This window comes from Brevibacterium sp. LE-L (assembly GCF_050214925.1).
Taxonomy (GTDB): Bacteria; Actinomycetota; Actinomycetes; order Actinomycetales; family Brevibacteriaceae; genus Brevibacterium.
This window is the reverse complement of record NZ_CP189759.1, coordinates 534,790-554,489: the sequence shown is the minus strand read 5'-3', so window position 1 is coordinate 554,489 and position 19,700 is coordinate 534,790. Positions and strand designations below refer to the sequence as shown.

Annotated in this window: 18 protein-coding genes; 6 read left to right on the top strand and 12 right to left on the bottom strand. The window is 66.0% G+C overall.

Going from position 1 to position 19,700, the window contains the following annotated elements; all coding sequences use genetic code 11:
• Positions 1–57: 57 nt before the first annotated feature.
• Positions 58–2,982 carry a DEAD/DEAH box helicase family protein gene (locus ACQE2J_RS02450; RefSeq protein ID WP_423058528.1) on the bottom strand — a complete coding sequence of 975 codons (2,925 nt, stop codon included), beginning with the start codon at positions 2,980–2,982 and terminating at the stop codon, positions 58–60.
• Positions 2,975–3,406 carry an MmcQ/YjbR family DNA-binding protein gene (locus ACQE2J_RS02445; protein ID WP_423058527.1) on the bottom strand — a complete coding sequence of 144 codons (432 nt, stop codon included), beginning with the start codon at positions 3,404–3,406 and terminating at the stop codon, positions 2,975–2,977. The genes ACQE2J_RS02450 and ACQE2J_RS02445 overlap by 8 nt, the downstream gene beginning before the upstream one ends.
• Before the next feature lie 53 nt (positions 3,407–3,459).
• Here ACQE2J_RS02445 and ACQE2J_RS02440 point away from each other — a divergent pair, with 53 nt between their 5' ends.
• Positions 3,460–4,461: an asparaginase domain-containing protein gene (locus ACQE2J_RS02440; RefSeq protein WP_426936998.1), complete on the top strand. Its 1,002-nt coding sequence runs from the start codon at positions 3,460–3,462 to the stop codon at positions 4,459–4,461.
• Between the two features lie 122 nt (positions 4,462–4,583).
• Here ACQE2J_RS02440 and ACQE2J_RS02435 read toward each other — a convergent pair whose 3' ends face one another.
• Positions 4,584–5,606 carry an NADP-dependent oxidoreductase gene (locus tag ACQE2J_RS02435; protein ID WP_098731861.1) on the bottom strand — a complete coding sequence of 341 codons (1,023 nt, stop codon included), beginning with the start codon at positions 5,604–5,606 and terminating at the stop codon, positions 4,584–4,586.
• Between the two features lie 75 nt (positions 5,607–5,681).
• Positions 5,682–6,524, bottom strand: a complete 843-nt coding sequence (locus ACQE2J_RS02430; protein ID WP_426936997.1) for a DUF402 domain-containing protein — start codon at positions 6,522–6,524, stop codon at positions 5,682–5,684.
• A gap of 134 nt (positions 6,525–6,658) precedes the next feature.
• On the opposite strand from ACQE2J_RS02430, the gene ACQE2J_RS02425 reads away from it, so the two are divergent.
• Positions 6,659–7,654, top strand: a complete 996-nt coding sequence (locus ACQE2J_RS02425) for an amidohydrolase family protein (protein WP_426936996.1) — start codon at positions 6,659–6,661, stop codon at positions 7,652–7,654.
• A 63-nt stretch (positions 7,655–7,717) separates the two neighbouring features.
• On the opposite strand, the gene ACQE2J_RS02420 is transcribed toward ACQE2J_RS02425, so the two are convergent.
• The 6 genes from ACQE2J_RS02420 to ACQE2J_RS02395 form a co-directional block, all read right to left on the bottom strand.
• Positions 7,718–8,257, bottom strand: a complete 540-nt coding sequence (locus ACQE2J_RS02420; protein WP_062862540.1) for a DUF421 domain-containing protein — start codon at positions 8,255–8,257, stop codon at positions 7,718–7,720.
• 82 nt (positions 8,258–8,339) lie between these two features.
• Positions 8,340–9,089: an SDR family oxidoreductase gene (locus ACQE2J_RS02415; RefSeq protein WP_426936995.1), complete on the bottom strand. Its 750-nt coding sequence runs from the start codon at positions 9,087–9,089 to the stop codon at positions 8,340–8,342.
• 68 nt (positions 9,090–9,157) lie between these two features.
• Complete coding sequence (locus ACQE2J_RS02410; RefSeq protein WP_062862542.1) at positions 9,158–10,093, bottom strand: DUF4097 family beta strand repeat-containing protein; 936 nt, start codon at positions 10,091–10,093, stop codon at positions 9,158–9,160.
• Between the two features lies 1 nt (position 10,094).
• A complete protein-coding gene (locus tag ACQE2J_RS02405) occupies positions 10,095–10,739 on the bottom strand; it encodes a response regulator transcription factor (RefSeq protein WP_426936994.1) in 645 nt (214 codons plus the stop codon).
• Positions 10,727–12,673: a histidine kinase gene (locus tag ACQE2J_RS02400; protein ID WP_426936993.1), complete on the bottom strand. Its 1,947-nt coding sequence runs from the start codon at positions 12,671–12,673 to the stop codon at positions 10,727–10,729. The genes ACQE2J_RS02405 and ACQE2J_RS02400 overlap by 13 nt, the downstream gene beginning before the upstream one ends.
• Before the next feature lie 285 nt (positions 12,674–12,958).
• Complete coding sequence (locus tag ACQE2J_RS02395) at positions 12,959–14,239, bottom strand: trans-sulfuration enzyme family protein (RefSeq protein WP_426936992.1); 1,281 nt, start codon at positions 14,237–14,239, stop codon at positions 12,959–12,961.
• Between the two features lie 67 nt (positions 14,240–14,306).
• Here ACQE2J_RS02395 and ACQE2J_RS02390 point away from each other — a divergent pair, with 67 nt between their 5' ends.
• From ACQE2J_RS02390 to ACQE2J_RS02380, 3 genes are all read left to right on the top strand, one after another.
• Entirely contained in the window at positions 14,307–15,137 is an 831-nt protein-coding gene (locus tag ACQE2J_RS02390; protein WP_426936991.1) for an NADPH-dependent F420 reductase, read from the top strand.
• 67 nt (positions 15,138–15,204) lie between these two features.
• Positions 15,205–15,576 carry an ArsR/SmtB family transcription factor gene (locus ACQE2J_RS02385; protein WP_426936990.1) on the top strand — a complete coding sequence of 124 codons (372 nt, stop codon included), beginning with the start codon at positions 15,205–15,207 and terminating at the stop codon, positions 15,574–15,576.
• Positions 15,573–16,064 carry an SRPBCC domain-containing protein gene (locus ACQE2J_RS02380; protein ID WP_426936989.1) on the top strand — a complete coding sequence of 164 codons (492 nt, stop codon included), beginning with the start codon at positions 15,573–15,575 and terminating at the stop codon, positions 16,062–16,064. The genes ACQE2J_RS02385 and ACQE2J_RS02380 overlap by 4 nt, the downstream gene beginning before the upstream one ends.
• Here the strand turns inward: ACQE2J_RS02380 and ACQE2J_RS02375 are convergent.
• Positions 16,033–17,637, bottom strand: coding sequence for an acyltransferase family protein (locus tag ACQE2J_RS02375; RefSeq protein WP_426936988.1), 1,605 nt, complete (start codon positions 17,635–17,637; stop codon positions 16,033–16,035). The genes ACQE2J_RS02380 and ACQE2J_RS02375 overlap by 32 nt on opposite strands.
• Before the next feature lie 251 nt (positions 17,638–17,888).
• Here ACQE2J_RS02375 and ACQE2J_RS02370 point away from each other — a divergent pair, with 251 nt between their 5' ends.
• Complete coding sequence (locus ACQE2J_RS02370; protein WP_426936987.1) at positions 17,889–18,920, top strand: NAD(P)H-dependent flavin oxidoreductase; 1,032 nt, start codon at positions 17,889–17,891, stop codon at positions 18,918–18,920.
• Positions 18,921–18,965: 45 nt separating this feature from the next.
• On the opposite strand, the gene ACQE2J_RS02365 is transcribed toward ACQE2J_RS02370, so the two are convergent.
• Positions 18,966–19,697, bottom strand: a complete 732-nt coding sequence (locus tag ACQE2J_RS02365; RefSeq protein ID WP_426936986.1) for a response regulator — start codon at positions 19,695–19,697, stop codon at positions 18,966–18,968.
• Between the last annotated feature and the right edge of the window lie 3 nt (positions 19,698–19,700).

Below are 19,700 nucleotides of genomic sequence, written 5' to 3'. Positions count from 1 at the left end.
GCCAATTCGCACCACGGTGTCGGCAGCTCCGCGAGCCGAAGCCGGCCAGATTGTGAACTAGCGCCAGCGCATCCGCAGCACCGAGGTCATCCCCCAGGGGTCGCCTCCGCGCACGGCCGCAAGGAGGCCGGCACCGTCGGGATTGCGGGTGTAGATCGGTTCGCCTCCTCCGATCCAGGTGTCCCACGCGGCGGCGAAGGCCACCGCACGTTCCTTCTTCGTCCCCAGAACGGTGGGCACACCGACCCAGATCGGGTCGGTCTTCTGCGCGGTGCCGGTCCCCCACCTCATTCGCGTCCACCAGCTGCGCACCCCGTGGGCGCGACTCGGCAGGCGCCAGCACGGCAGCAGGTACCGCGGGTCGCCTATGGGCGACACCGCTTCGTCGAAAGCGAGCGCGAAGACCTCCGCCGAGGCGGGATCCGCATCGAGGTGGCACCGTAAGTCACCGCGTGCGTCGATTGCCATCCGCACTGCGTCGGCATCGACGCTGATCAGTCCGACGGTGTGCAGCGCCTCGGCGACGGCACCGGCGATCTGCGCGACGGCCGGGGACGCCCCGTACAGGCGCTGCCGGCGACCGCCGGCAACGGCGAGGACGACCGGCAGGCTCAGCAGCAGCCCGACGGCGATGACGCCGAGGATCCACATCGCGGCCCCGCCGCTCAGCACGGCTGCCACAGCTGTGAGGAGACCCACCGTCGCCCAGACGATGACTGTCGGCGCGCGAAGCGAGAAGGGAAGAATCTTTCCGGGATCACCGCCGCGGTGCCGCGGCATCGGGATGATGCCATCGGGGTCTTCATCGTCTCCGGCGGTGTCGGAAACGGAGGCGTTATCGCCGCGATCGGCGCCGGCTTCTGCCAGTTCGGAACCGAGCACGGCCTGGTCGGGGTCGGCGGCGACGATGCGCACCGAACGCAGCTCTTCGTCGCGGTAGTCTGCGCCGACATTCCACCGTTCGGCCACCTCGGCGCGAGACTGGGAGCGAATGGTCATCCGGGCATTGATGGCGTCGATATCGTCCTCGGGCGGGTAGAAAGCGGAGAACGCGGGGTCGATGTGAGCGACGCCGTCGACGATCTCACCTTCGGCATCGGCGCCGAAGAATCCGTCGTGTTTGCGCACGAGCCGGTTCCAGTCCTGGCCCCCGCGCGGGTGATCCGGGCTGATGCAGACGACTGTCCAGTTCAAGGCCACCTTGTCCGTCCAGTCCGGGTCTTCGCGCAGCGCCCGACCGCGGGTCTGGGTCACGGCGGTCGGGGTGGTCGCGCTCGTGAGATCGATGAGTCCGGTCACGGCCGGTGCGTCCCAGCCTTCGCCGAGCAGCGCCCGGGTGCCGATGAGCACCTGCGCGGACCCAGAGGTGAAGAAGGCGGTCACGTACGGCACCCAGTCGCGGCTGGTCCAGCTCCCGTCGAGGCGGCTGACCCCGGACTCAGGGTCGGTGACTTCCAGCCGGGCGGCCAGTTCTTCGTCGTCGGTCGCGATGTGCTCGCGCAATTCGGTCAGGATGTGCGGGGGTCCGGCGACCGTGCGCCCGGACACGAGGAGCGGGCACAGGCGCGCGGTCCGGGGGTCGGCGAGCAGTGTTTCGAGGACGAGCAGGGCCGAACCGGAGCGTTCATTGAGGACGGTGCGGACATCGGCGGAGAGGGTCGCGGTGGCGGATTCGAAGTCACAGAGGACGAGCATCCGCAGGTGGTCGCCCAGAGTGGCGGCCTCGGCGGAGACAACGTCGACGCAGGCTCGCGGCTTCGCCGCCGAGTGGGAGAGGACACGGTCGACCGGCGACCGTCCGGCGGCGATTCCGTGGCGGGTCCAGCGGTATCCGATCGCGGGCAGTCGACGGCGGATCGCCTCGGCGAGTTCCTGGTCGGACGCGGCATCGGAGGCGAGCAGGTGGTGGCGCATCCAATCTTCGATGAGGCGGGCCCAGTCGTCCGGGTCGGGGTCGCGACGGTGCTGTTCGCCGGGTCGGGCTCCGGGCGGCAGGTGCAGCAGACCAGCGTGGTGGAGGCGCAGGGCCGCATCGCAGAGTTCGGGACGCTGCCGGCTCATGGTCTGCCAATCCACCGATTCGGCACGGTCGCCGAGGAACCGTCGATCCACCCATTCGAGCAGCCCGATCGTGCCCTGGCCGGGATCGAGAACGCCGGTGATGAACTCTGTGTGCCGTTCGGCTTGTGCCGCCAGCCAGTCCTGTTCCTCTCGGGTGGGTTCGGTGACCCAGACGAGATCCGCGAAGGGCACGAGGTCGCCTTCTTTGACGAGCGCCGGAATGGACGCGGAATAGCGGATGGAGGTGAAGAGGTCGGAGACGAGTTCGCGTTGTCGGGTCGACATCGTCGCCGGCGGGGTGGCCGTGAGTCCGAGCACCCACACGTCCGGCAGCAGGGCCAACAGGTCGGCCAGCAGCCGACCCCAGACCTCGAGCAGGTGATGGCATTCGTCGAGGATGAGCAGCGTCGGACCGGCTGCGACGAGGTTGTCGACGAGCGCCCGGCCGCCGGGTGCCAGGGAGTCGAGCAGGCTGCCGCCTGGTTCGGAGGCAACGGCGTCGTCTGCATGGCCTTCGCAGTCCCGGTCAGTGTTGCCCGTGCTTTCTTCGCGGTCGACGGTCTCTCGGTCCGAGTCGAAGACGGCCAGGGACTGGTAGGTCAGGGCGGTGAAGGTCTGGGTGAGTTCACGTGTGCCTCCGGCGGGATGACGCCCCTCGCCGAGGCGGTTCCATTCCTTGGCCCATTGACCTTGGATCGCCGTATTCGGGCCGAAGGCCACGATTCGTTCGATGAGATTGTGATCGAGCAGGTGAGTCGCATAGTCGATCCCGACGCGGGTCTTTCCCGCCCCTGGCGGCAGGACGATCCACGACCGACGTTCATCGGCCGCGGTACCGTCATGCAGAGTCGAGAGGGCTTCAACCTGGTGACGGCGCAACGGCGGCCTGGTCGCGGCCACTTCCCGAACGTCTTCAGTCATCCCCACGCCCACCGAAAGTTTCAGGGTCGACCGGCCGGTCCTTCTTGGACATTTTGGCAACGACGAGACAATAGGACTCGAGCACGAGGTCGTGGAGTAGGTCGGGGTCGAGGCGATCGCCAGCCGCATCCGACCCATCACCGTCTCCAGCGCCGACCCCCTCCCCGGCGACGGTGATCCAGTGCTTCTTGTTCATGTGATAGCCGGGTGAGATCTCCGTATAGGCGTCTCGCAGCACCTCGCCATCGAGGGGATCGATTTTGAGGTTGAGGCTGGGGATCCCACGCAGCTCGAAGGCCATCATGAACATCTTTCCGCGCACTTTGTACACGGCATTGTCCGGTCCGAACGGGTGGTCGAGCTCGACCGAAGGGTACTGCATGGCTTGGTCGTGGGACAGGCGGAGCACGGTGGCGGGGTCCATGCGTGGAGACTAGCAAAGGCCATTGACGCGGGAGATGACGATAGACTCGAATCATGCCTGAGACCTCACCCCGTACCGCCCCTCACCTGCTCTTGGCCGCTCTCGGCGGGACCATCGCGTCGACCGCCAATGCATCAGGTGGGGTTGCTCCAGCACTCAGTGGGGCAGAGATCGCTGCGGCCGCGGGTCTCGATCAGGTGTGGCCGGATCTGCAGGCCGATTTCACTCAGGTCGCTCAGGTCTCGAGCGCCAATGTCACCCTCGAGATGCTCTTCGATGTCGTCGAGCTCGCCCGCTCAACCGAGGCCGACGGCATCGTCCTCACCCAAGGCACCGACACCCTCGAGGAGTCCGCGTTCGGGCTCTGGCTGCTCAATGACTCGGGCACTCATATCGCTGTCACCGGGGCGATGCGCAACCCGACCTTGCCCGGAGCCGACGGACCGGCCAACGTCCGTTCTGCCGCGCTCACTGCTCTGTCCGACCAGGTCAGCGATCTGCCGTCATCATTGGTCTTCAACGACGAAGTCCACGATCCGAGGTTCGTTTCGAAGTCGCACACCACCTCGACGGCCGCGTTCTCCTCCGGGCCCATCCTCGGCGCGATCGGATGGCTGAGCGAAGACGATCTCCATCTCCCGCACGCGCCCCAGCCTCCGAAATCACCGTTCGCCGGACTTCCCCGTCCGTCTCAGCTGAGCAAGGTCGCCCTCGCCGAGGTGGGGATGGGCGAACCGGAAGAGACCCTTGATCTCATCGCCGGTTCCGGCCTCGCCGGCACCGTGGTCTCCGGGGTTGGCGGGGGCCACGTCCCCGAGGAGTTGCTGCCCGCTGTCGCTCGACTGGCGGAGAGGATGCCCGTGGTGCTGGCCTCACGCACCGGTTCGGGTGCGAGCCTACACCGCACCTACGGCTATCCGGGAGGAGAGATCGGCCTGCTCGAAGCGGGCCTCGTGCCCGCTGGCATCCTTGATGCCCGCAAGGCCCGCATCGTGCTCAACCTGGCGCTGAGCTTCGGCCTTGACCCCGCCGAGGTGTTCGCTCACTTCGCGTGAGTTCGCCGAGGCACATGCCCGTCTGAACAGCAATACCGACTTCACCAACAAAGAAAGGCGGCAGCGGCCAGAACTGGCCGACGCCGCCTCCTCGTTTCCGATTCAGGGATGAACCGACAGCCTCAGCTCTCGGCGCCCACGGCGACGACCATCTTGCCGAAGTTTCCGCCGGTAAGCAGATCGTTGAAGTATTCAGGAGCCTTCTCGAGTCCGGGGCGGATGTCCTCGCGGAAGCGAACCTTGCCATCCTTGAGCCAGCCGCTCATGTCCGTAAGGAACTGCGGGGTCAGACGCTCGGCGAACTCGGTCTGGATGAATCCGCGCACGAGCAGCGACTTCGACAGGATGTTGCCCATGAGCGCTCCCGAACGGTCCGGCCCCTCGGGCAGCGAGGTGAGGTTGTAGTTGGCGACGAGACCGCACACGGGCACGCGAGCGAACGTATTGAGCCGCGGCAGCACAGCATCGAAGACCTCCCCGCCGACGTTCTCAAAGTAGACGTCGATGCCCTGCGGCACCGCCTCCTTCAGCTCCTGCCGCAGGTTCCCCGTGCGGTGGTCAAGTGCCACGTCGAAGCCGAGCTCACGCAGGTGAGCGACCTTGGCCGGTCCGCCGGCGATGCCGACGGCAGTCGCTCCCTTGATCTTCGCGATCTGCCCGACGACGGATCCGACGGGGCCGGTCGCAGCGGCCACGGCCACGGTCTCACCCTCCTTGGGCTGACCGATCTCGAGCAGACCCGCGTACGCAGTGAACCCGGGCATTCCGAGCACACCGAGGTGGGTGGAGATCGGCGCGAGCTCCGGGTCGATCTTGCGCAGGTGTCCGGTCGACTCGACCGAATACTCCTGCCAACCGCCGTAGCCGAGCACGATCTCACCGGCGGCGAAGCCCTCGGCATTGGATTCGACGACCTCGGACACGGTGGCGCCGACCATGACATCGCCGACCTCGACGGGCTTGGCGTAGGACTTCGCGTCCGACATCCGCCCGCGCATGTACGGATCGAGCGAGAGATAGAGGGTGCGCAGCAGCACCTGCCCCTCGCCCGGGGTCGGGACAGGTACCTCGTCGAGCAGGTAGTTCTCTGCAGTGGGAGCGCCCACAGGGCGCGAGTTCAGGCGAATCCGATGGTTGGTCGTCATGGAGACGGTTCCTTTCAGCAGCAGATCATTCTTCACTTGTGTGCTTCAGTGGGGCGACAGGTGCATCCGCGACGATCACCGATGCTGTCGGTCATAACAACCATTCGGGATCGCCCGATGTTCCTGATCGAACGATTTTTCTGACACCGAGGCAGCACCCAGTCGGGCCTTCCCCACCAGATCGCGGGCCACCGTCTCCCATTCGGGTTCGAAGGCCCACCCGAAATCGCCGAGGTGGTCGAGCAGGTGGCTGCCATTGTCCCGGATGATCTCCGACCACTCCCTCGGCCACGCCCCGAAGTTCGCCGCCGCGGCGAGTTCGTCGACGTCCTTGAATACGGCGCCGGTCGGATCGAGCCGACCGTCCTCGGCGTGCAGAGGCATCGAGGAGATCGGAAAAGTGATGTCGAGAATGTGGTCGCTGGTGAACAGCGCATCATCACTGCGTTGGTGCGTGGCCTCGAGATTGATGTACCACTCGACCCGCACACCGCCGATCTCCGGACGATCGACACCGTCCCCAGCATCTTTGAGCAGCACCCACACGGAGAACGGAACCTGCGGCGGAACGATCTTGAGCACCCCGCGGCCCCGCCACGTGCCCTCGACATTGATCCTCGTCGGCGCCGCGGCCAGAGGTCGGAACCGGGCCTTCAACGGCACATCGTGGGCGTTCGTCTCCTCCCACCCGACGATCCGGGTCTCCTGCGTCGGCGTACCCCCGGCCAACCACAGGACGGCACCGTCGGGTCCATCGGCGATGACACGCATCGGGCGGGCCACCTCGGCGCGGTCACGGTCGAAGTCGAAACGCCGGAACGTCCAGGTCACGGTCTGCCCAGGAGTCCAGAACGGCGCCTGTCCCACGGGTCTGACCTGGGACGGGGTAGGGATCGTAAACGGATCGCGCAGCCTCATGCGGGCAGTCTATGCGCCGGGCATGGACGAGCGCTGAGGACCGACCGCCGCCCGTGTCGGCAAACATCGCATCAGTCGGGCCGAACTCCGGACCGTCCCCTGAGTCGGCGGCGGCGAGGTCATAGAGTGGGGCCATGAACGACTCCGATGATGCAGCGACTCAGACCCCATCACCCGCCCGAGCGACCGCGAATCCCGCTCCGGAGACGACGATCGGTCGCACCTTCGAGGTCCCGGACACGATGACTTCTCCCCCGCGCACCGACGGCGAAGTCCCCGACTACGTCCGCACCCTCGGCCTGCCGGGACTCGCCGACATCCACGTGCACTTCCTTCCGCAGAACGTGCTCAACAAGGTGTGGGAGTACTTCGACAACGCCGCGGACAACTACGGCCGCGACTGGCCGATCAACTACCGCTTCGACGAGGACACCCGCCTCAACATCGTCCGCGAACTCGGCCTGCGCGCCGTCCCGGCCCTGACCTACCCGCACAAGCTCGGCATGGCCGCGTGGCTGAATGAGTGGAACGCCGAATTCGCAGCCGCCCACGACGACGTCATCCACTGCGGCACCCTCTATGCCGAACCCGAATCCGCCGACTACTTGCCCAAGGCGCTGGCCGCCGGGGCGAAGCTGTTCAAGATCCACGTCCAGGTCGGCGTCTTCTCCCCCGACGACGAAGTCCTCGACCCCGCGTGGAAGACCCTCGAAGAGGCCGGCGTGCCCATCGTCATCCACGCCGGATCCGCTCCCCTGCCGGGCACATACACTGGCCCGCAGGCGGTGGCGAATGTCCTCGAGCGGTTCCCGAAGCTGAAGTTCGTCATCGCCCATATGGGCATGCCCGAGTACGACGAATTCGCCGATCTCGCCGAGAAGTTCGACAACGTCTTCCTCGACACGACGATGTTCGCCTCCGGGTACTTCTCCTCCCCCGCCGAGGTGACCCCCGCCTACCGCGAACGCCTGGCCAAACTGCAGGACAAGATCATCCTCGGCTCGGATTTCCCGAACATCCCCTACCCGTACGTCGACCAGATCTCAGGCCTCGCGGCCCTGGGTCTCGGTGATGACTGGATGCGCTCGGTGCTGTGGACCAACGGTGCAAAGGTGCTCGGGCTCGACTGAGCCGAGGTGCGGAGCCGGTCGTTGGTGACAGGCCACGACCTCAGTTCGAGCCTCGACTGAGTCTCAGCCGTCGCGGGGCACCCGGTCCGCTCCGACGACGCCGGTGAGCATCTCTTCGGATATCGGGGCGCCGCGCCGGATGATGCTGATCTGGCCGGTCGATTCGAGGATCGCGCATGCCACCTCGTCTCGGTTGCGGATACCGGCGGACCGCAGCTTGGCGATGAGTTCGTCGTGGTCGACGTGGCTCTTCGACAGATTGTCCGTGAGGATCTCAGAACCGGCCATGAGCACCACCGCCGGTGAGTTGACGACGTTGCGGACGAATCCGAAGCGTCGGCCGAATCCTGTGAGCGCCTGCAAGATCAGCAGGGTCGCAAGCCCCAAAGTTCCGGCCGCCAATGTCGGGGTGTCGCCGAGGATGGCACGGCCGATGACCGCCCCCATCGCGATGATCGCTGCCACGTCGAAGCTCGACAGGCTCGACAGGGTGCGCTGACCGAAGACGCGCATCAGGAGAATGATCCCGATATAGAAAGTCACGCACGATACGACGACTCGGATCGCGTCGACTCCGTTGAGCCCGTATTCCATCCAATCCATGAGAACCTCCGGAACGGATGTTACGCCTTGCCCCGCTTTCTGGCTCTGCGCTGTGCATCGGGCTCAGCGGTTCACGCGGGATTCAGACCGTCTGCAGCCATTCGTCGACGGTCACGTCGGACATCCTCGGTGACGGTGGGATAAGTCCGTCACGGGCCATCGGACCGGGCAGGGGAATACCGACGACCTTCGGCGGTTTCGTCCCCGTCTTCCCGGCTCGTGCGGCGGCCAGCCTGCGAGCGATCTCGGAGAAGTCACTGATCTCTGGACCGGCGACTTCGATTGTGCCGCGCTCGCGTGCGTCGATGGCTTCGGCCATCATGCGTGCCGCCTCGGTGACGGCCAGAGCCTGCACGCGCATCTTCGGCACGAAACGCAATGGCCCTGCTTTGATCGTCATCGTGTCGACGAGTTCGAACCATTGGGCCGATCGGAACATCAGCAGCTGCTCGTCCGGAATGAGCCGGCGATAGACGCGTTCCTGCATCGCTTTGCCCTGGTAGTAGCCCAGCAGCCGCGACTCCACGGTCTCGGGACGGAACCCGATCGACAGGACGGCCACGGAGGTCCCGGGCCGCTTCGCAGCGGCTTCGACGATCGAACGGGAGCTGCGAGAGAAGAAATCGATGGCTTTGTCAGCATTCATCGTCAGCTGGTTGACGCAGTCGACGAGGACATCGCTGCCCTCGGCCGCCTCGGCGACTCCCTGCCCGGTCACCGTATCGACGCCGCTCCCGCGATGGGCGGCGATGACCAAGTGCCCGCGTTCGCGCAGCTGGGGCACCAGCTGTCTGCCGAAGGTTCCGGTGGCTCCATAGACGGTGATCTGCATGCTCGTCGACCCCTCAGACGCCGCACGGGCGGGCCCGAATTCGAGCCCGCCCGTGCGTCGGTCGTTTCTCAGTTCTGGTTGACTGTGACGGTACCAGTGTCGGCAGTGGCCGAGATCGGAATGAGGGTCTTGTCCTTGGCTTCCTTCGGATCCTCCGCCACGTCGTATTTCTTCAGGTCGGAGTCGAGGTCGACGGTACCGTCATTGGACTTCGCGTTGATCCGATAGAAGAAGTCCTCATCCAGCTCTTCGCCGGTGAGCTCGAGATTCGGCACCCGCATCTCGATCGATCCTTCTTCGGTCTTCGCAACGATTCCGCCGGTGGGCATCGCCTGATTGGTGAAGTCGAGGTCGACGGTTCCCGTTGAGCTGACCACGTCGATGCGATCTCTGACGGTGAGGTTCTCACCTTCGACGGCACCGACGCCGGTTTTGGCCGACACCGTTCCGAAGTCACCGTCGAGGTAGGTGGCGCCCCAATCGCTCGAGGTCCGCATCTTGTCTGCCGAACCGGTCACGCTCACTGCTCCGCCGCCGGTGTGGGCGGTGATCTCGTTGAAGTCGCCGGTGGCATCGAATCGGCCGTAGTTGCCGTCGAAGTCGAGGGCGAGGGCCTTCGCCGTCTTGGTCGGGATGGTCACGGTCAACCGGGTGTTCTCGAGCTTCCGACCGTTCTTCAGGGCCACCTCGGCGGTATCGGCTCTGCTGTCGACCTCGAGGTTGGCGGAGCTGTCACGGGGACCGGTGCCGGTGAGCTTCACGGTCGCCTCGGCGACGTCGGCGGTCTTGATGTCGACCGCGCCACCGGATTTGAGGGCGATCTTGAGTTCCTTCATGGTCGTCGGCAGCGGTTCGCTCACTTCGATCCGCCCGTAGTCGAGGCGGGAGGCACCGTGGGCGGTGCTGACGATGACGGGGACGAGGAGGACGACGGCGGCGAGGATGATCAGGACCGCGCGCAGACCGACGCGGGCGGATTCGCTGATGCGCACTGTTGCAGGCATTCTAGGCTCCGAGGAATGTGAGGACGGCGAGGACTCGGCGGTTGTCCGAGGTGTCGGCGGTGAGGCCGAACTTCGTGAACACCGAGGAGATGTGCTTTTCTACGGCACCCGCGCTGAGGTACAGGTTGCGGGCGATGGCGGCGTTGGATTTGCCTTCGGCCATGAGCTGGAGGACTTCGATTTCGCGTGGGCTCAGGGTGGACAGTCCGTCCTTCTTGCGTGTGCGCACGAGGATCTGGGACACGACCTCCGGGTCGAGGACTGTGCCGCCTCCGGCGACCTCTTCGACGGCGGCGAGGAAGTCTTCAACATCGGCGACGCGGTCTTTGAGCAGGTAGCCGAAGCCGCCGGTGTTCTCGGCGATGAGTTCGGATGCGTACTGCTCTTCCACGTACTGGCTGAACACGAGGACCTTGACGTCCGGGTTCTGCTTGCGGATGAGGACGGCGGCGCGGATGCCTTCATCGGTGAATGTCGGGGGCATGCGCACGTCGATGACGGCGAGGTCCGGCGGATCGTTGTGGACGACGGCCAGGAGTTCGTTGGCGTCGGGCACGGCGGCGATGACCTCGTGTCCGGCGTCGGCGAGCAGCCGTTCGAGTCCGGCCCGCAGGACGGCAGAGTCTTCAGCGATTACGATGCGCATGGCACCTCCACAACTACAGTCGTTGGCCCACCTGCGGGGCTGGTCAGGTTCAGTGTGCCACGGGCAGCTTCGACCCGGTCGATGAGACCGGCGATTCCGGTGTGACGCCCGGACCGATCGACGCGTGCTCCGCCGTGGCCGTTGTCGGTGATGACGATCTGCACACCGAACTCGGTCGGGGCGATGAACACGCTGGCGTGAGTGGCACCCGAGTGCTTGGTGATGTTCGTCAAGCACTCGGCGACGACGAAGTAGGACACGGCTTCGGCTTCGCGCCCGATCCGTCCCTCGAGTCGGACATCGACATCGACGGGAATCGTCGACCGACCGGCCAGGGCAGAGACAGCGGCATCGAGTCCGCGGTCGGTGAGGACGGCGGGGTGGATTCCGCGTGCCAGTTGGCGGAGTTCGGTGACGATGCCCTTCGCCTCGGCGTGGGCTTCGGAGACGAGTTCCTTCGCCCGGTCCGGATCGGAGTCGATCTTCGTCTTCGCCATGCCCAAGGTCATGGTCAGGGCGACGAGGCGGGGCTGGGCCCCGTCGTGGAGGTCGCGTTCGATGCGCTGACGCTCGGCGGCGGCCGCCTCGATGCCGGCCATGCGGGCCCGGTCGAGTTCGGTGACCTCTGCCTGCAGCGCCACGGTGCGGGCCGGTGCGAGCAGGGCCCGGTCGAGGGCACGGTCGAGCAGCGGGGCGAACCACAGGATGGCCAGAGAGCTGGCGAGGACGATGACGGCGCCGATAGCCACACCGATGCGAGCCGGTCCGTCGATGGATTCGCCGATGAAGAAGGTGTTGACTCCATGCGGGTTGATGGCGGCGAAGATGGCGAAGATGGACCCGCAGATTGCTGCGATCGTGCCGGCGACGACGATCAAGCCGAGGAGCATCTTGATGTAGTGGTGGGCGGTCGAGCGCCAGAAAGCACCGGATTTCAATTGCAGCCAGCGGTTGTGGAGGAACCGGCCAATACCGGGTTCGCGATTGCTGCTTTCGATCTTCGGGACGGGGATCTTATCGGAGTAGATGAGTTCGGCCCTGTAGCGTTCGGCGTTGTTCGCGCCCTGCTGGACGAGGACCCAGACGAGGAGGGCGAGGACGCCGAGGCCGAGGGCGAAGATTCCGCCGATGCCGGTGAACAGCAGTCCCAGCGGGATCCATGCCCAGATCACGGCGAGGATGGCGGAGAGCACGAGGTTCGCGACGCCGATGATTCCCGTGGGGCGCTTGGGCCAGGTGATGGGACCGTCAGCGGGGATCTCCGTGACCTCGTCACGGCTGAGCGGCAGTGACCCGGTGACCGGTGCCAAGGCGAGGGGTTCGCGCTGCGGCTTCATTCGCCGAGGCGGCCGTTGGCGTGGCATCGGTTGCGCAGTCGGCATGGGCTGCGCGTTCGGGGCGGGGTGCGCGTTCGGCATGGGTTGCGCATTCGGCGCGGGCCGACCGAACTGCGCGGCGGTTTGCTGGGCGGGGTGCGGTCCGGGCTGAGGGGCGTGGCCGGGCGGTGCGGGGTAGTTCGGGGTGTTCGAAGGGGCGTACCCGGATGGTGCGGCCTGAGCCGAGGGATGAGTGTGGGTGCCCGGCTGGGCAGGAGCCATCGGGGTCGTGTGGGTGACTGGCCGGGTGGGGTTCATCGGCGGGTAGTCAGGTCGCTGAGCCTGGTCGCCTGATCCCATCACTCGGGTCGAGCCCGCTGCAAAGGGAACATCGAGGTCGACGGGCTTCGTCCGGAACTCGCCGGCTTCGCGAGCGGTCGGTTCGTCGACTTCGGTCGCGTCCACCTCGGTGGTCGGCGGAGCGTTGACGATGGCTTCGGCGCTGATGGACTCTTCGCGCTCGCTCGCAGCGGGATCCGCCTCGGGGGTGTGAGTCTCCTGCGGATCGGCGCCGAACGGCTCCTGATCCTGCGGGTTCTCGGGGGTCTTCTCACTCATAGCAGTAACGCTACGGGAGCCGCAGGCTTGCGAACAGCACGAAGACCTCCGACCCCATATCGGGTTTTCCCGACACCCTGTGACCACGGACACGGGATCCTCGGTGGACTCTGGATCCCCGCGCGCTCCTCACGCCGTGCCGCACCTGAGCATCCCTCACTCTTCGCGGCGAATTACCCCGGTGCAAGGAGGTGTTTCGCCACAATGAGTGAGGGATGCCGAAGCACCGGGAGGACGTGCCACTCGGGGTGGGATGTGACGCTGCCGGTGCGTGATGGCTGCCGGCTATGCGAGGACCGAGACTCCGATAACCGAGGCATCCGGGTCGGCAATACGGCTTGAGTCAAGGTCGGATGGCGCCTCGGCCGATCCCTCCGCCGTGGCATCCAAGGCCTGGGCGAGGTCAGCGAGGATGTCATCGATGTCCTCGATGCCGACGGAGAGGCGGATGAACCTGCCCGAGACGCTGACCTCGCTGCCTGCCACGGACAGATGCGTCATCGTCGCCGGGTGGTCGATGAGTGACTCAACTCCTCCGAGCGACTCGGCCAGAGTGATGAGCTTCGTGTTCGCTACCAGGGATAACGCCCGCTCCTCAGTGTCGGTGCGCAGGGACACCACTCCCCCGAACCCGCTCATCTGCCGCTTCGCCACCTCATGCCCCGGGTGCGACGGCAGGCCCGGGTAGATCACATCGGCCACCTCATCGCGAGTCTCGAGCCATTCGGCCACCGCCTGCGCATTGGCGCAGTGCGCCTTCATCCGCACCGGCAGGGTTTTGATCCCGCGCCTGGTCAGCCAGGCGTCGAACGGGGAGATACCCAGCCCGACGGACGCGAGGTGGTTCTCGAGACGGTCGACCACCTCGGCGGCTCGGGGACAGGTCGTCCCATCACCGGTGAGGACGGCACCGCCGATGACATCGGAGTGACCGTTGATGAACTTCGTCGTCGAGTGGACGACGATATCGGCACCGAGCTCCAGCGGACGCAGCAGCACCGGGGTCGCGAAGGTCGAGTCCACGGCCAGGAGTGCATTCGCGCGGTGGGCGAGCCGGGCCGCCTCGGCGATGTCGATGATGTCGAGACCGGGATTGCTCGGTGTCTCAACCCAGATGATCGCGGTGTTCTCATTGATGGCGGCGGCGAGCTCTGCTGAGTCGGTGAGGTCGACGGTGCGGATGACCACTCCCCAGCGCACGTACTCGTTCTGCAGGAGCCGGAAGGTCCCGCCGTAGACGTCGCGGGGCAGGATGACCTCGTCACCGGGACGCAGCAGCGCGGAGAACACGGCCACCTCGGCCGACGTTCCCGAGTTCACGGCCGCCGCGAACGACGCCCCTTCCAATTCGCACAGAGCCTGTTCGAGGTCGCTGCGATTCGGGGTGCCCGTGCGCGCGTAGTCGAAACCGGCGCGAGTCTGCCCCGGGGTATCCATCATGAAGGTTGAGGTCTGGAAGATCGGGGCCACGACCGAACCGGTGTGTGCCTCGGGCATAGCTCCCGAGTGCACCGATCGGGTCGAGATTCCGGCGGGTGTGGTGGGTTCGAAACGGGGTGAACTCACGGCGGATCCTTTCCTTCACTGATGGGCACCGCTGCGTTTGCGGTGTGCTTCAGTGTGAGTGGCGCAGATGTGCTCGCGCGAACCCGTTGTCGCGGACGGTCACGTCACGTCATATGTCGCCGACCGTCGTCATTTTTCGACGCAGAAGATCGTCATCCCCCACAGGAATACGGCCGCCGCGTCAGGCGTTCGACCCTCCATGAAGACGATCGGTTTCATCGGAGCAGGAAACATCGGCAGCACAGTGGCTCGACTGGCGATCAACGCCGGATTTCGAGTTCTGATGAGCAATAGACGAGGTCCGGAATCACTCGGCGATCTCATCGCTGAGCTCGGGCCGCTCGCCGAGGCGGTCACGCCCGCAGAAGCCGCATCGCGTGGAGACCTCGTCGTGGTGACAGTCCCGCTTCACGGCATCGACGATCTGCCGGTAGCCGAACTCGCAGGCAAGACGGTCATCGACACGAACAACTACTACCCGGAACGCGACGGCCGTATCGAGGCACTCGACTCGCGGGAGACCACGACCTCGCAGATGGTCCGAGATCGCCTGCCCGATTCCGAGGTGGTCAAGGCGCTCAACAGCATTGTCTTCCTTCACCTTGCGCAGCTCGCCCGCCCTAAGGACGCTACAGACCGTTCGACTCTGCCGATCGCCGGTGACTCCTCCACAGCGAAGGCGACAGTGACAGAGTTCCTCACTGCCATCGGCTATGACGTTCTCGACGCGGGCGACCTCAGCGAAGGCTGGCGCTTCGAACGCGGACAGCCGGTCTACTGCCTGCCCTACGCCGCCGATCCCGAAGCGATGCGCGACAGCGCTCCCGGCTCCCGCCCGACAGGGGCCGCACCTGCTTCGCGCGACACCATCGCGCGGCTGCTCGAACAGGCGTCCTAGCAGCCCACGCGGCGAATTTCCACATTTCTCTTCCCTTTACCTTATTTGAGGTGTAATACTTAGCCTCATGGTTAAGTATTCGGATGAGCTCGACGCGATGTTCTCGGCTCTGGCGGATCCCACTCGGCGCAGCGTCATCGCTCGCCTCGGCAGAGGACCGGCAAGCGTCGGGGAGCTCGCACGACCGTTGTCGATCTCGCTTCCCTCTTTTATGAAGCACGTGCGCAGCCTGGAATCGTGCGGCCTCATCAGAACCGAGAAGTCCGGACGGGTGCGCACCTGCGTGCTCAACCATGGCCGACTGGGGTTGCTGAACTCCTGGCTGGAAGAACAGCGTCGCATCTGGGAAGCCAGCACGGATCGTCTCGAACGATTCGTGACCACCTCACAGGGCGACGACACAGCTGTCGGCCCCACCCACCTCAAGGAGGAATCATGACCGCCCATCTCTCTCGCACCCGCCACCAGAATCCGGACCTCGACCTCAGCATCCAGCGCGTCATCCGCGCACCGAAGCAGGCCCTGTGGGATGCCTGGACGACACCGGATCAACTTGCCCAGTGGTGGATTCCCGCGCCGCTGCAGCTGCGCGTCGACTCCCTCGAGCTCGCTCCGGGTGGTGCATTCGTCACTCGGATGAGCGAAGACGGGAGCGAATGGCATCCACACGTCGACGCCGTGTTCCTCGTCACCGAAGAGGGCAGCCGGCTCGTGTTCACGAATGCGGTCAGCAGCTCCTGGCATCCGGCCCTGCCCGATCCCGTCGCGATGACCACGGAGATCATCCTCGGTGACCACCCCGATGGCACCGACTACCAGGCCATCGTCCGACACGGCAGCCCCGAACAGCGGGCCCGCCACGAAGAACTCGGGTTCTTCGACGGATGGGGAACCGTCACCGACCAGCTGGCAGCCTCGGTGGAGTGAGCCCGGCCGAGACGGTGAGCGAGGTGACAAGCAGGCCGAACGCAACAAACGTCCAGATCAACGGTGCGATCCCGACGAGCAGCGCAACGGCGATGCCGGCGGTAGCGGCACCGACGGCAATGGCGGCCCGCAGCCGTGGGCGGCCGTTAGCCAGTGTGACGTCGTCGGTTCCCGAACGGGAAGCCGCTGCCCCCTGCCCACGCAGCTCACGAACGAGCTCGGCGACCATTCGACCGATCGAGGCAAGTCGCTGTTCCGACGGAAACGGAATCCGCTCGGCGACCATGGCCAGCAGACCGGACAGCACCATGACGACGATCAGCCAGGGCAGACGCGAGGCCCACCACCACGACGAACCGATCTCCGGAAGCACGAGCTCGGAGGCCCCGGGGACGAAGGACACTGCCTGAGCGAGCGCGCCCAGACCGCCGATGAGGACGATGACGATGCTCATATGCCACAGGTAGACATGCATCCCGAACCGATTGCCCCACGCGATGACCCGACTCCAGATCTGCGCGCGGAGGATTCGAGGGTCGAAAGCCGCCTCGTCGGTGGAGTTGTTCGCGTTCTCGCCTGCGGCGTTGAGCATTCGGTTGAGCGCAGCGTGGACGAGGCGCAGTCCGCACATCTGGACCACCCCGAGCAGGACGAGGGCACCGGTCGGCGGATTGAGGTTGACGAGCATATTCGGGCTGTACACACCGGCGGCGACGAACCCAACCAGGGTCAGCAGCGCGGTCACCAGCACCAACCAGGCGATGGGCCTGTGCACCGGACGCTCGAGCGCATCAGCGTAGAAGAAGCCGAGCTGCTGGACCAAGGGCCACACGAACAGGAAGTTCAGATAGCCGAGCCCGGTCACGCCCGTGATTGCGACCAGACCGTCGACGACGATGACGGCACCGGCAAGGACTGCGAGGGACCGCCTCGGCGCGGTTTCGTGGAAGTGCACGGCAACCGGCACGAGAGCGGTGAGGCCGACGTAGACGGCGAGGAACCACAGCGGCTGGCCGATGCGCAGGCTGGCCTCGGCGAGAAGGTCGGGCGAGACTCCGAGCTCGCCGGCCACGGACAGACCGATGCCGGCGAGGCCGATGAGCACGGCGACGGGCACGACGAGCCGGCGCAGGCGGGCACGCAGATAGTCGGTCCAGGTGCCGCCTCGGGCGCGGGTACGGCGCCAGCCGGTGATGCCCGCGTATCCGCCGATGATGAAGAACAGCGGCATGATCTGGAAGAACCAAGATGCGGCGGCGAATCCTTGAGTGCCGGACAGCGCGACGGTGGGCACCACCGTGCCGCCAGGGCCGAGCACCGCCGCGCTCATCAGCGAGTGGAGGACGACCACGACGACGAGGCAACCGAAGCGAAGAAGGTCGATGGCTTGGTCACGGTGGGGCTTGGTCTTGTCACGGGGAGGCTTCGCCTGATCGTGATGTGGCTTCGTTTGGCTGCGAAGCGGAGCAGGCGGCGCTGTTTTCGGGGTGCTTGTCGCAGTGAGCCGCGCAATCTCACGGTGGCCATCATGGTCATCGTCGGATGGCAGCGGGTCGTTGAGTGTCAGTGTCATGTCGGTTCCCTTTTCCGGGTCGTCGAGGTGCGATGACATCGAAGTTAGGAACCGCATCTGCCTCGGCACATCACGCCGGAGAGCCGACCTCTCCCCTGCCGACCGATACTTCCGAGGGATACCGCTGACCGACCACCTCATACTCGCCTCGTCCGCACGTGTGAGAATGGCGATGAGCACGCCCGACCACCCGGCCGCCTCGTTCGGCGACAGACACCGAGCCTGGTTCCGGCCGATATAAGGAGAGAACCGTGACGATCGCCTTCGCGAAGACCGCACTGCCCATCATCGGCGCACCCATGGCCGGTGGGACGACGACTCCCGAACTCACCGAGGCTGTCGCCAGGGCAGGCGGGTTCCCCTTCATCGCCGGCGGCTATCTCACCGCCGAGGCCCTCGCTCCGCTCATCGAGCGGATGCGTGAGACGACCCCGAACTTCGGCGTCAATCTCTTCGTTCCGAACCCCGTCCCCGTCGATCGCGAAGCATTCGATGACTTCGTCACCGCACTCGAACCGGCCGCTGCCGAGCGTGGGATCACGCTCGACCCCGAACCGGTCGAGGACGACGATCACTTCGGCGCCAAGCTCGATTGGCTCACCGAGCACCCCGTCCCCCTGGTCTCAACGACGTTCAATCTGCCCACCGCCGAGGCGGTCGACCGCCTCCACGCCGTCGGCACTCAGGTCGTCGCCACGGTGACCTCGGTTCCCGAGGCTCGTGCGGCTGCCGAAGTCGGGGTCGATGGGCTCATCGTCCAAGGTCCGCGTGCCGGCGGCCATTCGGGAACGGCCGATCCGACGCGGACCGTCGAAGACCGCGCGACGGCCGAACTCGTCCGCGACATCCTCGCCGAGGTGGACATGCCCGTGGCGGCGGGAGGCGGAGTCGACGGTGAGGCCATGGTGGGCGACCTCCTCGAGGCCGGGGCGAGCGCCGTCGTCGTGGGCACCCTGCTGCTGCGCTCAGACGAGGCAGGCACGGCGCCCACGCATCGGGCCGCACTTGCTTCCGATGAGTTCGCTGACACCCAGCTGACCAGGGCGTTCACGGGTCGTCCGGCTCGAGCTTTGGTCAATGACTTCGTGCGGAAGTTCGATCCGGTCGCCGTCGACGCCTACCCGGCGGTGCATCATCTGACGAAGGAATTCCGGGCCGCGGCGAAGAAGGCCGATGACCCGCAGAACCTACACCTATGGGCGGGTACCGGCTACCGCGGCGCCCGGGACGGTTCTGCCGAGACGATCGTCAAGGACCTCGGCTCTCGCTTCGCCCGCGAGTAATCAGCGAGCAGGCGTTCCCAGCCCGAAGCCCGCAACAGAACGCCCTCAGCTCCCGGCGACGACCAGCCCGGACTCGTAGGCGGCGACGACGATCTGGGTGCGGTCGCGCAGACCCAGCTTCGACAGGATCCTCGACACGTGGGTCTTCACGGTCTGTTCGGCGAGAAAGAGCTGCTCGGCCACCTCGGCGTTGGCGTGCCCCTTCGCCACCAGGGTCATCACGTCGATCTCCCGGTCGGTGAGCTGGCCGAGCACGGCGGTGTCCTTGGCCACGGTGGGTCCGGCGACGTATTCGGCGATGAGGCGGCGGGTCACCGACGGTGCGAGCAGCGATTCCCCACCGGCGACGACGCGGACCGCGGTGATCATGTCCTCGGCTGTGGCGTCCTTGAGGAGGAATCCGCTGGCACCGGCCCGCAGGGCTGAGAACACGTATTCGTCGGCGTCGAACGTGGTGAGCATGATCACGCGCGGGTGGGCTCCGGGCATGTTGAAGATCGCCCGGGTGGCGTCGAGACCGTTGAGCGTCGGCATCCGAATGTCCATGAGGATGACATCGGGGCTCGTCCGGCGCACGAGGTCGACGACGGCGGATCCGTCGTCGGCGCTGCCGACGACCTGCATATCCGACTGTGCGTCGAGCAATGCCCCGAACCCCTGCCGCACCATCGCCTGATCGTCGACGATGGCGACCCTGATCGTCGTCTCCGACGGAGGCGGCACACTCGCCGAGGCGGCTCCCCCGTCCCCGCCCAGCGCATCCTCAATTCCCGGCATGGT